This is a genomic window from Pseudoclavibacter terrae, from assembly GCF_008831075.1.
Lineage (GTDB): Bacteria > Actinomycetota > Actinomycetes > Actinomycetales > Microbacteriaceae > Pseudoclavibacter > Pseudoclavibacter terrae.
Window position 1 is genome coordinate 69,779 of record NZ_WBJX01000003.1, and the last position, 13,257, is coordinate 83,035.

The following is a 13,257-nucleotide window of genomic DNA, read 5'->3' on the forward strand; positions in this document are numbered from 1 at the left end:
TCTGCGTCTCACCTGTACAAGCCCACACGGTGCACCGGCACCAGGCAGAGACCAGAAAGAAGAGCATCATGGCGAACACGACTCCCACCACCGCTTCCGCCCCCAAGACGGCTCAGACCTCGAGCAGCGTCGTCCCGACGAACACCTCGGGCGGACGCGGCACGACGACGATCGTCGACAGCGTCGTCGCTCGCGTCGCTGGGATCGCCGCTCGTGACGCACGCGGCGTCTACGACCTCGGCGGCGGCGCGGCCCGCGCCATCGGCGCCATCCGCAACGCGATCAACGCGACGGACCAGAGCCAGGGCATCAACGTCGAGGTCGGCGAGAAGCAGGTGGCCGTCGACGTGACGATCGTCGCCGAGTACCCCGTCTCGCTGCAGGACGTCGCTGACGGCGTCCGCGCCGACGTGATCCGCGCCATCGAGACGATCGTGGGCCTCGAGGTCACCGAGGTCAACGTGACCGTCAACGACGTGCACCTCCCCTCCGACGACGACAACAACGACAAGACGGAAGAAGCGCGAGTCCAGTGAACACCGCATCCCTCACACGAACCGGCATCCTCATCGGCGCAGTCCTCGCGCTCACCTGGATCATCCTCGGCTTCTGGGCGTTCTTCTTCGTCGCGATCGCGATGATCGTCGGCGGCATCATTGGACGTATCCTCGAAGGGAAGCTCGACGCCACCGCACTCGTCGACGTCATCCGAGGACGGAACACCTCCTCATGAGCGCAGCCGCGACCACACTCAGCGGCGCGGCGCAGCGAGGCACAACACGACTCACCGCGAAGGCCCTGACTCGTCTCGTGTCAGCTGTCGCCGGTGATGCGCTCGGGGTCGACGCCGGCAGCGTCAGCGTCGACCTCGACGACCACAACGGCAAGCTCGCTCTGCGCGTGAAGACCCCCATCCGGGTTCCCTCGCTCGCCCGAATCCGCGAGCAGCCAAGCGCGCTCGAGCGCAGTGGCGGCCCGCTCCTCGAGCGAGTCGAGACCGCGAAGTCCACCATCCGCGACCGCGTGCAGACCCTCAGCGGGTCGCAGGTCGGCCTCGTCACCATCCGCGTGACCGGGCTCAACATCAAGGCAGAGGAGCGCGTCAGATGAGCACCAACACCTCCCTGTACTCGCGCCTCTCACGGCGCGAGACGCACGCTCCGCGCTCCGTGCTCGCGATCACCCTCGCAGTGCTGCTGATCCTCGTCGCGGCGTGGATCGGCACGGAGATCGTGCTGTCGCTGCTCGCCCTCCCGGCGCTGCTCGTCGCCCCCGCGGACATGTTCAGCTCCGCGCTCGGCGTGCTCGAGCAGCCCGCCCAGTACGTGGGCATCGCCGGCGTGGTCGTCGCGATCATCGGCCTGGTGCTGCTCATCGCGGGCATCGCCCCCGGACGACGAGCACGACACACCCTCTCCTCCACCCGCACCGCGACCGTCGCCGACAACGCGGTCATCGCCTCCGCCCTCGCCCGCCACGCAGCGCATGCCGGGAACGTCAGCCCGGACAACGTCACCGTGTCGGTCTCCCACCGACGCGCCGACGTGCACCTCACCCCCGCATCCGGGCTCCCCGTCGACGCGGCCGCCATCACGGCCGCCGTCAACCAGCAGCTCGAACAGTACGAACTCACCCCCCGCGTCACCGCCAAGGTCCGGGTCGCAGAGAACGGGAAGGTCGGCGCATGAACAGCACCAACCGAGGCCTGAACCGGCTCCTCGTCACCGCCGTCGGTATCCTCCTCCTCGCCATCGGCGCCGCAGCAGCGGTCGGGGCGTGGCTGCCAGGGGCGAAAGACACCTGGACACCCATCTCCGAGGGCGTGAACACGCAGACCAGCAGCTGGCTCCAGCAGACCCCGTTCCCCGGCGCCGACTTCAGCTGGCTCCTCCTCGCCGTCGTCGCAGTCCTGGTGATCGGCATCATCCTGCTGCTGGTCTTCGCGTTCCGCCAGGGACAGGGACGCACCGGCACGATCGTCAGCGACCGCACGCCGGACACGGGGCGAACCATCGTCGACGTGTCGGTAGCCCGCGACGCCCTCTCGGACGCGCTCGGCGCCCGCGACGAGTTCCTCACGACGAGCGTCTCCGCGTACGACGTGAAGGGCACCCCGGTGCTGAAGGTCTCGGCCACCTGCCGGCGCGGCGTCTCACCTCGAGACGCGACCACGATCGTCGAGCAGAACCTCGAGGCACTGGATGCGCTGCTCGGCCGGCAGGTGCCCGTGCTGCTCCAGCTCAGCGGCGGCTTCCGCGCCCGAGTGCAGCAGTCGACGCGCCTCCAGTAGGGCCCGCCGCGACAACTCCCCACCGCGGTACCGCACTTCGACGGCACCGCACCCCCCAACAGAAAGGAACTGCCATGAGCGCAGGAGACAAGATCAAGAACGCAGCTGAAGAGTTCGGCGGCAAGGCCAAGGAAGCAGTTGGCAAGGTCACCGACAACGAGCAGCTCGTCGCCGAGGGCAAGGCCGACCAGGCCAAGGCCAACGTGAAGCAGGCGGGCGAAGACGTCAAGGACGCCTTCAAGAAGTAGCCCTCACCGGCACGGCGAAGCGGCAGTCGACCTTCGGGTCGGCTGCCGCTTCGTCGTGCGCCGTCGTTCCGGTGCTGGCTAGTGCTTCCCACCGGTCAGGAGCTGTTCCAGCCGCTCCAGCACCTGACGGACGGTCTGGTCGAGGATCTCCGCAGGCTCCCCGTCGAAGTCGTGACGTTCGCTGCCCACGACGCCGTCGACACTCCATCCCAGGAACACGGTGCCTTCCGGTTCGCCCTCTTCCGGTCCGGGGCCACCCGCGCCGGTCGTCGCGATCGAGACGTCGGAGCCGAGCAGGCTCGCGACGCCGACCGCGAGCTCTTCCGCGCACCGGGCCGAGACGACCGGGCCCGGCGTCACACCGAGGACACGCTGCTTCACCTCCGTCTGGTAGGCGACGACTCCGCCGCGCAACCACGTCTTCGTGTCAGGTCCGCTGCCGAGCGTGGAGGCGACTCTTCCGCAGGTCAGAGACTCAGCCACACTCAGGGTGCGGCCCGTCTCCGCGAGTCGTTCGGCGATGGTCTCGATGAGGTTCTCGTCACTGAGCTGTGCCATTGCAGCATCGTAGGAACGCGCGCTGAACGGTGGCGGAGTACCTGGTGAGCGTGTCCGCAGAGCAACGCCTGGGTCGCAGCGCGTCGGCTCAGACCACGCGCGGGTCCCGACCGTACTGAGCGGGGGCCCCGAGGTGATCGCGGAGGGTCGCCCCCTCGTAGTCGTCGGGGTAGATGCCGCGCTCCTGCAGGAGCGGGATGACCTCGTCGACGAACGCGTCGATGCCATCCTCGTTGACGTCGACCGACACCCAGAAGCCGTCGCACGCGCCGGCCTCGAACCACTCCTGCATATGGTCGGCGATCACGCTCGCCGGACCGACCGGCGTGGGGTGGTAGTCGATGACCCCGTGGGCGAGGATGTCGCGGATCGTCCACCCCTCGCGAGCGATCTCGAGGGCGCGCGCGGAACGGGGATCGTACGGGTTCGGGCTGGCGGTGGCCAGCTGGCCCGCGGTGAGCGGCTTGTCGAGCTGGGAGGGGTCCAGCGCCGAGGGCAGGTTCAGCATCTGCCCCAGGTAGCCGACGCGGGCAGGCGCAGCGAGCTCACCGAGGGCCACCCGACGGTCGAGCGCCTCGCGCTTGGTCGCACCGAGGGCTGGCATGACACCGGCGAAGAACTTCACGTCGTCCGGGTCGCGTCCGGCCGCACGCGCAGCCTCCCGCAGCGCCTCGCGCTGCTGCCGCGCATCCTCGATCGTGAACACCGCCCCGATGACTCCGCTGGCGTGACGGCCGGCGATCTCGGCTCCGTTCGCGCCGCCACCGGCCGAGAAGATCACGGGCTGCCCCTGCTCCGAGGGCGGGATGTTGAGGGGGCCGCGGGAGGCGACGTACTCGCCCTGCAGGTTGATGGGTCTGATCTTGTCCCGATCGGCGAAGCGGCCCGTGGCTGTGTCCTTCACCCACGCGTCCTGCTGCCAGCTCCCCCAGAGCGCCTCGACGACCTGGATCGTCTCGTGGGCGCGCTGGTACCGCTCGGGTCTCGGCGCGACGGTGCGGCCGAAGTTGGCCGCCGCTCCCGGGTCGCTTGTGGTGACGGCGTTCCAACCGGCGCGGCCGTGGCTCATGATGTCGAGCGCCTTGAACTGACGGGCGATGGTGAAGGGCTCGTTGAAGGTCGTGGATGCGGTCGCGACGAGGCCGATCCTGTCGGTCTCTCGCGCGATCGCGGCCAACGTCAGCAGGGGTCGATGGAGATCATGAACGACTCGCGGGACAGGTCGACCTGCTCGCCCGGGAAGTCCGGGAAGAACAGGAACGCGAACTTCCCGCGCTCGGCGGCCTGCGCGTACCGGACCTGCGCGTCGAAGCTCGTGTAGTTGGCGGGGTCGACACCTGGCGCTCGCCAGGCGGAGCTCTGCGAGCCGTACCCGCTGCCGATGTGCAGCCCGAGGATCATCGTGCTCTTGCCGGTCATTGCGTCCGCTTCCTGTTGCTGTCGGGAGCACTGGCACTCGCGACGAAATGGAGATACTCTCCTCTTCGAGGGACGATACGGAGATGCTCTCCACTTTGTCAACCGAGGGGCACCATGACCGAATCCACCGCGAGCAAGCGCCGCGCGCCGCGCGCCGACGCACGACGCAACCGAGACCACATCCTCGACACCGCAGAGCAGTACTTCTCTGAGCACGGCGTCACCGGATCGCTGGACGCGATCGCCAAGCGTGCCGGCATCGGCGCCGGCACGCTCTACCGCCACTTCCCCAACCGCGAAGCACTCCTCGCCTCCCTCCTCAGCGCGCGCGACGAACAGCTCGTGGCCCGACGGGATGAGCTCCGCACCTCAGCGAAGAACGCCGCCGAGGCACTCGACGGCTGGTTGAACGCGGTGACCGACTGGGCGTGCGCGTTCGACGGGCTCCCCGAGCCGCTGCGCGCTGCCACGACCACCAACCTGTCCCCACTGGCTGTGACCTGCCAGGGCTTCATCACGACCACCGATGAGTTCCTCCGGGCCGCCCAGGACCAGGGAGAAGCGCGCGCCGACATCCGCGCGCTCGACCTCTTCCTCGCAGCCCTCGCCACCAGCTGGGTGCGAGGGGCCGCCATGGCAGATGCGGCCTCGGGTGCCGCGCTGGCGGCGCTCACGAGAAGCGGATGGGAACAGGCCCCCGACCACTCGAACACAAGGAGAACAGCATGAAGCGCATCGGAATCATCGGCAGCGGATCCATCGGAGCAGCAGTCGCCCGTCTGGCGGTCGCCGCGGGTTGGGAGGTGCTCATCGCGAACTCGCGTGGGCCCGCCTCCCTCTCGGAACTCGTCGAGGAGCTCGGCCCGCTGGCACGGGCGGGTGACGTCCGCGAAGCCGTCGGATTCGGCGAGATCCCGCTCCTCGCGGTTCCGCTCGCGGCATACCCGAACCTGCCGCAAGACGCCTTCGCAGGCAAGACCATCCTCTCGACCGGAAACTACTACCCGCACCGCGACGGCCGGATCGAGCAGCTCGACAGCCTCGCGACCACAACCGCCGAATACGAGCAGGCGCTCCTGCCGGACACGCGCATCGTGAAGGCGTTCAACAACATCCTCTTCACGCACATCCCCAACCTCGCCGGTTCGACGCCGCGGACGGCACTGCCGATCGCCGGTGACGACAGCGACGCCAAGGCCCGCGTCTCGGAGCTCGTCGACACGCTCGGCTTCGACACCGTCGACGCAGGCACCCTCGCCGAGTCGTGGCGCTTCGAACCCGAGTCCGGCGGGTACACGCAGATCTACGCAGCCGACCTGGACGCGTTCCGCGCCGACTACCTGAGCGATCCTGGCGCCCCGCTCCCCGCAGACCGGCTCGTCGAGATCCTGGCCACCGCCCATCGCGCGGACGTTGGCGCGCGACAGTTCTGAGCCGACACCGACTCGGACTCAGTGCACGGGATCGCTCACTGAGCCACAGTCGACAGCCACCGCGTGAGCTCCGCCGCGAGCGCGGCAGGCGCGTCCAGGTGGATCAGGTGGCCGGCGCCGTTGATGAGGGTGAGGGTGGCGTGCGGGATGTAGTCGCTGAGCCGTTGCGCGCGGTCGCTCGGGATCCAGGTGTCCTCGTTCCCCCAGACGATGTGCACGGGTTCGGTGATCGTGCCGTACAGCGGTTCGACCTCGTCCGTGAAGCGCTCGTCGGCCTGCGCGATCTGCCGGTAGAACGCCGCCTGCCCTTCCTCGTCCGCCCACGGGTCGACGAGCGTGGCGAGGTCATCCGCGCCCAGGCCCGCGTGGCTGGCCCCGCGGATGTATGCCTCGACGGCGCCTCGATGCACGGCGGCCGGCAGCTGCTCGAAAACAGCGGCGTGCTCTTTGACGAGGGTGAAGAACGGCGACCCCCACGGCGACAGGGCCACGACGTCGACGAGGCACAGCGACGCGTATGCCGCACCGTGGAGCAGGCGCGCACGCAACGCCACCGCGCCGCCGAAGTCGTGGGCGACGACGTGCGGTCGTTCGAGGCCCCAGAAGTCGAGCAGCTCCGCGAACAGCTCGCCCTGCAGCCCCAGGTCGACAGGATGCGACGGGTCCTTCGACGAGGAGCCGTAGCCGGGCATGTCCCACAGGTAGACGGTGAACTGCGTCGACAGCGCCTCCGCGATGGGCCGCCACAGTGCCGACGACCAGGGTGTGCCGTGCAGGAGCACGAGGGCGGGCCCTTCACCGAAGCTCTGCCAGTGGACGGACCGGCCACGCCAGGCGAGCACATGCGTCAAGGACTCGTCGATCTGCATCCGACGATTGTGTCATCCGTGGTCGGCGCGCCAGCCGACCGCAGTGCGACCGCGAGGACGAGACCGGTGCACAGCCCGCAGGCAGGGCACCGGCCTCAGGGGGTCGAGACGCGCCTCAGTCCTTCGCGGCGAGCCTCGCCCACGTCTCCACGACCGTGTCGGGGTTGAGCGACAGCGAGGAGATGCCGCGGTCGAAGAGGTACTGGGCGAGCTCCGGGTGGTCGCTCGGCGCCTGCCCGCAGATGCCGACGTACCGGCCGTGCTTCGTGCAGGCCTCGATCGCGAGGTCGATGAGCCGAAGGACGGCGGGGTTGCGCTCGTCGAAGCTGTCCGCGATGAGTGCCGAGTCGCGGTCGATCCCGAGGGTGAGCTGCGTGAGGTCGTTCGAGCCGATCGAGAAGCCGTCGACGCCCTCGAGGAACTGCTCCGCGAGGAGCGCGTTCGAGGGAACCTCGCACATCATGATCACCTCCAGGCCGTTCTGGCCCCGGCGCAGTCCGTTCTCGGCGAGGCGCTCGACGACGGCCCGCGCTTCCTGGACCGTGCGCACGAACGGGATCATGACCTGCACGTTCGTGAGCCCCATGTCGTCCCGTACGAGCCTGATCGCCTCGCATTCGAGCGCGAACGCTTCGGCGAACTCGTCGGAAATGTATCGGGATGCGCCGCGGAAGCCGAGCATCGGGTTCTCTTCGACCGGCTCGTAGCGGGAGCCTCCGAGCAGTCCGGCGTACTCGTTCGACTTGAAATCGGAGAGTCGCACGATGACGGGCTTCCCATCGAAGGCCGCCGCGAGCGTCGCGACCCCCTCGGCGAGGCGCCGCACGAAGAAGTCTGCCGGAGAGTCGTACGCCGCGATGCGCTCGTCGATGGCGGCGCGGATGCTCGACTCCTGGTCGTCGAGCTCGAGGAGCGCACGAGGATGCACCCCGATCTGGCGGGAGATGACGAACTCCATGCGGGCGAGCCCCACGCCGTCGTTCGGCAGCGCAGCGAGCGTGAACGCGGCGTCGGGGTTGCCGACGTTGAGCATGATCTTGCCCGGCAGCTCCGGGAAGGAGTCGAGTTCGATGCGCTCCACCTCGATGGGCAGGATGCCCACGAGCACCGCCCCGGTCTCCCCGTCGGCGCACGTCACGGTCACCTCGTCGCCGTCGGCGAGCCGCTCGGTCGCATCCCCTGCCCCGACCACGGCGGGCACGCCGAGCTCGCGGGCGATGATCGCGGCGTGGCAGGTGCGGCCGCCCCGGTTCGTGACGATGGCGGATGCGCGCTTCATGATCGGCTCCCAGTCTGGGTCGGTCATGTCGGCGACCAGCACGTCGCCCTGCTGGAACTCGCTCATCTGCGATGGCGACGTGAGCAGGCGCACGACACCTGCGCCGATGCGCTGCCCGATCGCTCGGCCCTCGACGAGCGTCGCGCCGCGCTCGGGCAGGCTGTGCCGCTCGAGGGTGCCGGCGGCCCGCTGGGAGACGACGGTTTCGGGTCGCGCCTGCAGGATGTAGATGCGACCGTCGATGCCGTCCTTGCCCCACTCGATGTCCATGGGCCGCCCGTAGTGCTCCTCGATCGCGAGGGCCGCCTCGGCCAGCTCCGTGACCTCGGCGTCCGTGACCGAGAACCTCCGCTGCGCATCCAGTGCTGTCTCGACGAACTCGGTCGTGCGCCCGACGCGGGTGTCCTCCGTGAAGACCATGCGGGTGGCCTTGCTGCCGACCCGACGAGAGAGCACCGCGGGCCGCCCCTCGCGGAGGGTGCGCTTGTGCACCGTGAACTCGTCCGGGTTCACCGCGCCCTGCACAACGCCCTCGCCGAGCCCGTAGGCGCTCGTCACGAACACCGCACCGTCGTAACCCGACTCGGTGTCGACGCTGAACATGACTCCGGCCGCGCCCTCGTCGGAGCGCACCATGCGCTGAACGCCGACCGAGATCGCGACACCGGTGTGCGCGTACCCCTGGTGCACGCGGTAGGCGATGGCCCGGTCGGTGAAGAGCGACGCGAACACCTTGCGGGTGGCGGCGAGCACGTTCTCGATGCCGGCGATATTGAGGAACGTCTCCTGCTGCCCCGCGAAGGACGCGTCGGGCAGGTCCTCGGCCGTGGCGCTGGACCGCACGGCGACAAGCAGCTGACCGTCGGTCTCGGCCTCGAGCGCCGCGAACGCCTTCCGGATGGCGGCCTCGAGCTCGGGTGCGAGCGGCGCAGCTTCGATGCGGGCGCGGATGCGGGCCCCGACGATCGCGAGGCGCGCCACGTCGTCCACGTCGAGGCCCACGATCTCTCCGCGGATCCAGGTGTCGATGCCGGTCTCGCGCAGGTGACGGTTGAAGGCGCTCGCCGTCGTCGCGAAGCCGTTCGGCACGCGCACTCCGGCATCCTGCAGGTTGGCGATGAGCTCACCGAGCGAGGCGTTCTTGCCGCCCACCTCGGGGATATCGCCGAGCCGCACGGCACTGAAGGGGAGCACGTAGACGCCGTCGCGGGCGGATGCGTCTGCGCCGGTGTCTGCGGAGAGCGGGGGTTCGTGGAGCAGAGTCATGGTGGGTCCTTCTGGTGTCGTCGTTGACGGGTATTGACGGGTGACCCCAGTATTCGGCGCATTTCGGATGGTCTTTCGAAGAAATGCGCGTAAAGAAGTCTTATTCTTGCGCTAGCGTCATGACATGCCCGCCGACGTGTACACCGCCTCCGTGCTCGGAGCGCGCATCCGCCACTACCGCTCGCTCGCGAAGCTCACGCTCGACGACCTCGCCGCGCTGCTCGAGACGAGCCCCAGCCGCATCTCCCTGATCGAGAACGGGCGCCGAGAGCCGAAGCCCTCCGAGCTGCCCTCCTTCGCGAGGGCCCTCAGGGTGACGGTCGAGGACCTCGTACGCGCCGAGGCGCCGAACAGCCGAGCCGCGCTCGAGCTCGAGCTGAAGCGCGCGCAGGCCTCCCCGCTGTTCGCCGGCCTCGGACTCCCGAAGCTCCGCGGCGGCAAGGGCATGCCAGACGACACCCTCGAGACGCTCGTCGGCCTCCACCGTGAACTCGAGCGACGCGCACAGACCGCCTCCGCCACGCCGGAGGAGGCGCGCATCCGCAACACACAGCAGCGGGCGTGGATGCGGGAGCGAAACAACTCCCTGCCCGAGATCGAAGCGGTCGCCGAGGAGCGCCTCCGCCAGGTCGGGCACGTCGCCGGGGCGCTCACACACCGCGAGGTGCACCTCATGGTCGAGCAGCTCGGCCTCGAGATCGTCTACGCCGACGACCTGCCCCGCTCGACGCGCAGCATCACCGACCTCGAGAACGGGCGCATCTACCTCCCGCCGGAGTCGATCCCGGGCGGCCACGGGCTGCGCTCCATCGCCCTGCAGGCCGTCGCCCACCGCATCCTGGGCCACACGCCGCCAGACTCGTACGCCGACTTCCTGCGCCAGCGACTCGAGATCAACTACTTCGCGGCCGCGTGCCTCATCCCCCGCACGCAGGCCGTCGACTTCCTGAGCGCCCGCAAGAAGGACCGCGACCTCGCCGTCGAGGACTTCCGCGACGCGTTCGGCGTCACCCACGAGGCGGCCGCACTGCGCATGACGAACCTCATGACCGAGCACCTCGGGATGCGCGTGCACTTCCTCCGAGTCGGCTCGGTCGGCGAGGTCTACAAGGCGTACGAGAACGACGACCTGCCGCTGCCGCTCGACGTGACCGGCGCCGTCGAGGGGCAGATCGTCTGCAGGCGATGGGGCGCACGCCGGGCGACGGAGATCGAGCACCGCACCACCGAGTTCTGGCAGTACACGGACACCCCGGCCGGAACGTTCTGGAGCACCATCCAGACCGGCAAGTCAGCCGAGGGGGTGTTCTCGATCACCTTCGGGGTGCCCTTCGACGACGCGAAGTACTTCCGCGGCCGCGACACCGAGAACCGCCAGGTCTCCCGCTGCCCAGACGAGACCTGCTGCCGGCGACCCGACCCGGCGCTCGCGGCCCGCTGGGCGGGACGCGCGTGGCCGAGCGCGCGACTGCACGCGCAGATCCTCGCATCCCTGCCGGCAGGCCGGTTCCCAGGCGTCGACGACAGCGAGATCTACGCTTATCTGGAACGGCACGCGCCCTGATCCCCGGGCCGCGAGCACTCCCCCGCACGACCGATCGGAGCATCACGATGACCCACGCCGAGCACCTCGACGAGCTGACCCTGGAGGAGAAGGCGTCCCTGACGAGCGGCGGGAGCTTCTGGTCGACGAAGGCGGTCGAGCGGGTCGGGATCCCAGCGGTGACGCTGACGGATGGGCCGCACGGGGTGCGCCTGCAGCGTCAGGGCGGCGACCACCTCGGGCTCGCCGACAGCGTGCCAGCCACCTGCTTCCCGCCCGCCGTGGCGCTCGGTGCGAGCTGGGACGCGGACCTCGCTCGCCGCGTGGGAGTCGCGCTCGGCGAAGAGGCCAAGGCGGAGGGCGTCGGCGTGCTGCTCGGGCCGGGCATCAACATCAAGCGCTCTCCGCTGTGCGGGCGCAACTTCGAGTACTTCTCGGAAGACCCGCTCGTGAGCGGCGTCATGGGCTCGGCGCTCGTGGGTGGCCTGCAGAGCCAGGGCGTCGGCTCGTCGCTCAAGCACTTCGCGGCGAACAACCAGGAGACCGACCGGCTGCGGATCAGCGCCGACGTCGACGAGCGCCCGCTGCGCGAGATCTATCTGCGCGCCTTCCAGCGCGTCGTCACCGAGCAGCAGCCGTGGACGGTCATGTGCTCGTACAACAAGATCAACGGCGTCTACGCCTCCGAGAACCACTGGCTCCTCACGACCGTGCTGCGGGAGGAGTGGGGGTACGAGGGCCTCGTCGTCTCCGACTGGGGCGCCGTCGACAACCGAGTCACCGGCGTCGCCGCCGGACTCGACCTCGAGATGCCGGCAAGCGGCGGACGCACGGATGCTGAACTCGTGGCAGCCGTGCGCGCCGGTGACCTCGACGAGCAGCACGTGACCACGGCTGCCCGCCGCGCCCTGGAGCTCGTCGACAAGATCGTGGCGGGCGCAGACGCATCCGCGAGCTACGACGTCGACGAGCACCACGCACTCGCCCGCGAGGCGGCTGGACGCAGCATCGTGCTGCTGAAGAACGACGGCGACCTGCTGCCCCTCGACCCCGGCTCCGACGACACCATCGCGGTCATCGGCGAGTTCGCGCGCACGCCCCGCTACCAGGGCGCCGGCAGCTCGCTCATCAACCCGACCCGACTCGACGACGCGCTCAGCGAGCTGACCAAGATCGCCGGAGACCGAGTGCGATTCGCGCCAGGCTTCACGCTCGACGGCTCCGGTGACGCTGCATCGATGCGTGCGGATGCAGCCAGCACCGCCGCGAGCGCATCCGTCGCCGTGCTCTTCCTCGGCCTCCCCGCCCACGAGGAATCCGAGGGCTTCGACCGTGAGCACATCGACCTCCCGGCCGACCAGCTCGAGCTCCTCGCCGCGGTCCAGGCCGCGAACGAGAACGTGGTCGTCGTGCTCTCCAACGGCGGCATCGTGCGCACCTCGACCTGGCAGCACCTCGCTCCCTCGATCGTCGAGGGCTGGCTGCTCGGCCAGGCCGGAGGCGGCGCGACCGCCGACGTGCTCTTCGGCGTCATCAACCCCTCTGGGCGCCTCGCCGAGACCATCCCGGTGCGCCTCGAGGACTCCCCGGCCCACCTCGGGTTCCCCGGCGCGTTCGGCCACGTCCGCTACGGCGAGGACATCTTCGTCGGCTACCGCGGCTATGACGCGCGGAGCACGGAGGTCTCGTTCCCGTTCGGCCACGGGCTGTCGTACACGAGCTTCGCCTACGACAACCTTGCCGTCGACGTCCAGGACGCAAGCCTGCGCATCCAGGTGGAGGTCACGAACACGGGCAGCCGGGACGGGCGGGAGATCGTGCAGGTCTACACGGGACTGCCCGACTCGACTGTGCCGCGCGCGACTCGCTCGCTGGCCGCGTTCACGGTCGTCGACGTGGCTGCAGGCTCGACGGCAACCGCCACCATCGACGTCCCGCGTTCCGAGCTCGCCTACTTCCACCCCGTCGCCGGGCAGTGGACGGTCGAGGGCGGCGAGTACCGCGTCGAGGTCGGCGCCTCGAGCCGAGACATCCGCGTCTCCACGCACGTGAGCGTCGCGGGTGACGACCTCGCGCTGACCTTGGACGAGACCTCGACCATCGCGGAATGGCTGGACGACGAGCGGGGTGGGCCGTTGCTCCGCTCCGCCCTGCTCGACGGCGAGAGCGGCCTGTCCGGGATGCTGGCCGACCCGGAGATGCTCAAGATGGTCGGCTCGATGCCGCTCGGCCGGGTGGCCGCGTTCCCGGGAAGCCCGCTCGACGAGGCGGGGCTCGACGAGCTCGTGCAGAGCGCCAAGCGCTAGGCGCCGGCCTGCGCGACCGGTCCGGTTCAATGCCGCCGGACCGGCG

At 69.6% G+C, this 13,257-nt stretch carries 15 protein-coding genes; 10 read left to right on the forward strand and 5 right to left on the reverse strand.

Annotated features, from left to right (window positions below; translation table 11 throughout):
* Positions 1-68: 68 nt before the first annotated feature.
* The 6 genes from F8O03_RS09770 (at position 69) to F8O03_RS09795 (ending at position 2,538) form a co-directional block, all read left to right on the forward strand.
* Positions 69-536, forward strand: a complete 468-nt coding sequence (locus tag F8O03_RS09770) for an Asp23/Gls24 family envelope stress response protein (protein WP_151423717.1) — start codon at positions 69-71, stop codon at positions 534-536.
* Positions 533-733: a DUF2273 domain-containing protein gene (locus tag F8O03_RS09775; protein ID WP_104285408.1), complete on the forward strand. Its 201-nt coding sequence runs from the start codon at positions 533-535 to the stop codon at positions 731-733. The genes F8O03_RS09770 and F8O03_RS09775 overlap by 4 nt, the downstream gene beginning before the upstream one ends.
* Positions 730-1,110: a hypothetical protein gene (locus F8O03_RS09780; protein ID WP_151423718.1), complete on the forward strand. Its 381-nt coding sequence runs from the start codon at positions 730-732 to the stop codon at positions 1,108-1,110. The genes F8O03_RS09775 and F8O03_RS09780 overlap by 4 nt, the downstream gene beginning before the upstream one ends.
* Complete coding sequence (locus tag F8O03_RS09785) at positions 1,107-1,688, forward strand: DUF6286 domain-containing protein (RefSeq protein WP_151423719.1); 582 nt, start codon at positions 1,107-1,109, stop codon at positions 1,686-1,688. Before F8O03_RS09780 ends, F8O03_RS09785 begins: the two co-directional genes overlap by 4 nt.
* A complete protein-coding gene (locus tag F8O03_RS09790; protein ID WP_151423720.1) occupies positions 1,685-2,290 on the forward strand; it encodes a hypothetical protein in 606 nt (201 codons plus the stop codon). The genes F8O03_RS09785 and F8O03_RS09790 overlap by 4 nt, the downstream gene beginning before the upstream one ends.
* Before the next feature lie 74 nt (positions 2,291-2,364).
* Positions 2,365-2,538 carry a CsbD family protein gene (locus tag F8O03_RS09795; RefSeq protein WP_104254193.1) on the forward strand — a complete coding sequence of 58 codons (174 nt, stop codon included), beginning with the start codon at positions 2,365-2,367 and terminating at the stop codon, positions 2,536-2,538.
* Between the two features lie 78 nt (positions 2,539-2,616).
* Here F8O03_RS09795 and F8O03_RS09800 read toward each other — a convergent pair whose 3' ends face one another.
* The 3 genes from F8O03_RS09800 to F8O03_RS18425 all read right to left on the reverse strand — a co-directional run bounded on the left by F8O03_RS09800 (position 2,617) and on the right by F8O03_RS18425 (position 4,515).
* A complete protein-coding gene (locus F8O03_RS09800) occupies positions 2,617-3,096 on the reverse strand; it encodes a CinA family protein (RefSeq protein WP_151423721.1) in 480 nt (159 codons plus the stop codon).
* An 88-nt stretch (positions 3,097-3,184) separates the two neighbouring features.
* On the reverse strand, positions 3,185-4,273 hold the full coding sequence (locus F8O03_RS09805) for an NtaA/DmoA family FMN-dependent monooxygenase (protein ID WP_244296163.1): 1,089 nt from the start codon (positions 4,271-4,273) through the stop codon (positions 3,185-3,187).
* A 2-nt stretch (positions 4,274-4,275) separates the two neighbouring features.
* Positions 4,276-4,515 (reverse strand): hypothetical protein, encoded by a 240-nt coding sequence (locus F8O03_RS18425; protein WP_244296165.1) that lies wholly within the window; start codon positions 4,513-4,515, stop codon positions 4,276-4,278.
* Between the two features lie 114 nt (positions 4,516-4,629).
* Here F8O03_RS18425 and F8O03_RS09810 point away from each other — a divergent pair, with 114 nt between their 5' ends.
* Together F8O03_RS09810 and F8O03_RS09815 are read left to right on the forward strand one after the other, a co-directional pair.
* A complete protein-coding gene (locus F8O03_RS09810) occupies positions 4,630-5,244 on the forward strand; it encodes a TetR/AcrR family transcriptional regulator (RefSeq protein ID WP_151423722.1) in 615 nt (204 codons plus the stop codon).
* Positions 5,241-5,948, forward strand: coding sequence for an NADPH-dependent F420 reductase (locus tag F8O03_RS09815; RefSeq protein ID WP_244296167.1), 708 nt, complete (start codon positions 5,241-5,243; stop codon positions 5,946-5,948). The genes F8O03_RS09810 and F8O03_RS09815 overlap by 4 nt, the downstream gene beginning before the upstream one ends.
* A gap of 35 nt (positions 5,949-5,983) precedes the next feature.
* Here the strand turns inward: F8O03_RS09815 and F8O03_RS09820 are convergent, their stop codons facing one another.
* Positions 5,984-6,817, reverse strand: coding sequence for an alpha/beta fold hydrolase (locus F8O03_RS09820; RefSeq protein WP_151423724.1), 834 nt, complete (start codon positions 6,815-6,817; stop codon positions 5,984-5,986).
* A 115-nt stretch (positions 6,818-6,932) separates the two neighbouring features.
* A complete protein-coding gene (gene ppsA, locus F8O03_RS09825) occupies positions 6,933-9,362 on the reverse strand; it encodes a phosphoenolpyruvate synthase (protein ID WP_151423725.1) in 2,430 nt (809 codons plus the stop codon).
* A gap of 124 nt (positions 9,363-9,486) precedes the next feature.
* On the opposite strand from ppsA, the gene F8O03_RS09830 reads away from it, so the two are divergent.
* Complete coding sequence (locus tag F8O03_RS09830) at positions 9,487-10,926, forward strand: XRE family transcriptional regulator (RefSeq protein ID WP_151423726.1); 1,440 nt, start codon at positions 9,487-9,489, stop codon at positions 10,924-10,926.
* 47 nt (positions 10,927-10,973) lie between these two features.
* Positions 10,974-13,211: a beta-glucosidase family protein gene (locus F8O03_RS09835; RefSeq protein ID WP_151423727.1), complete on the forward strand. Its 2,238-nt coding sequence runs from the start codon at positions 10,974-10,976 to the stop codon at positions 13,209-13,211.
* Positions 13,212-13,257: the final 46 nt, after the last annotated feature.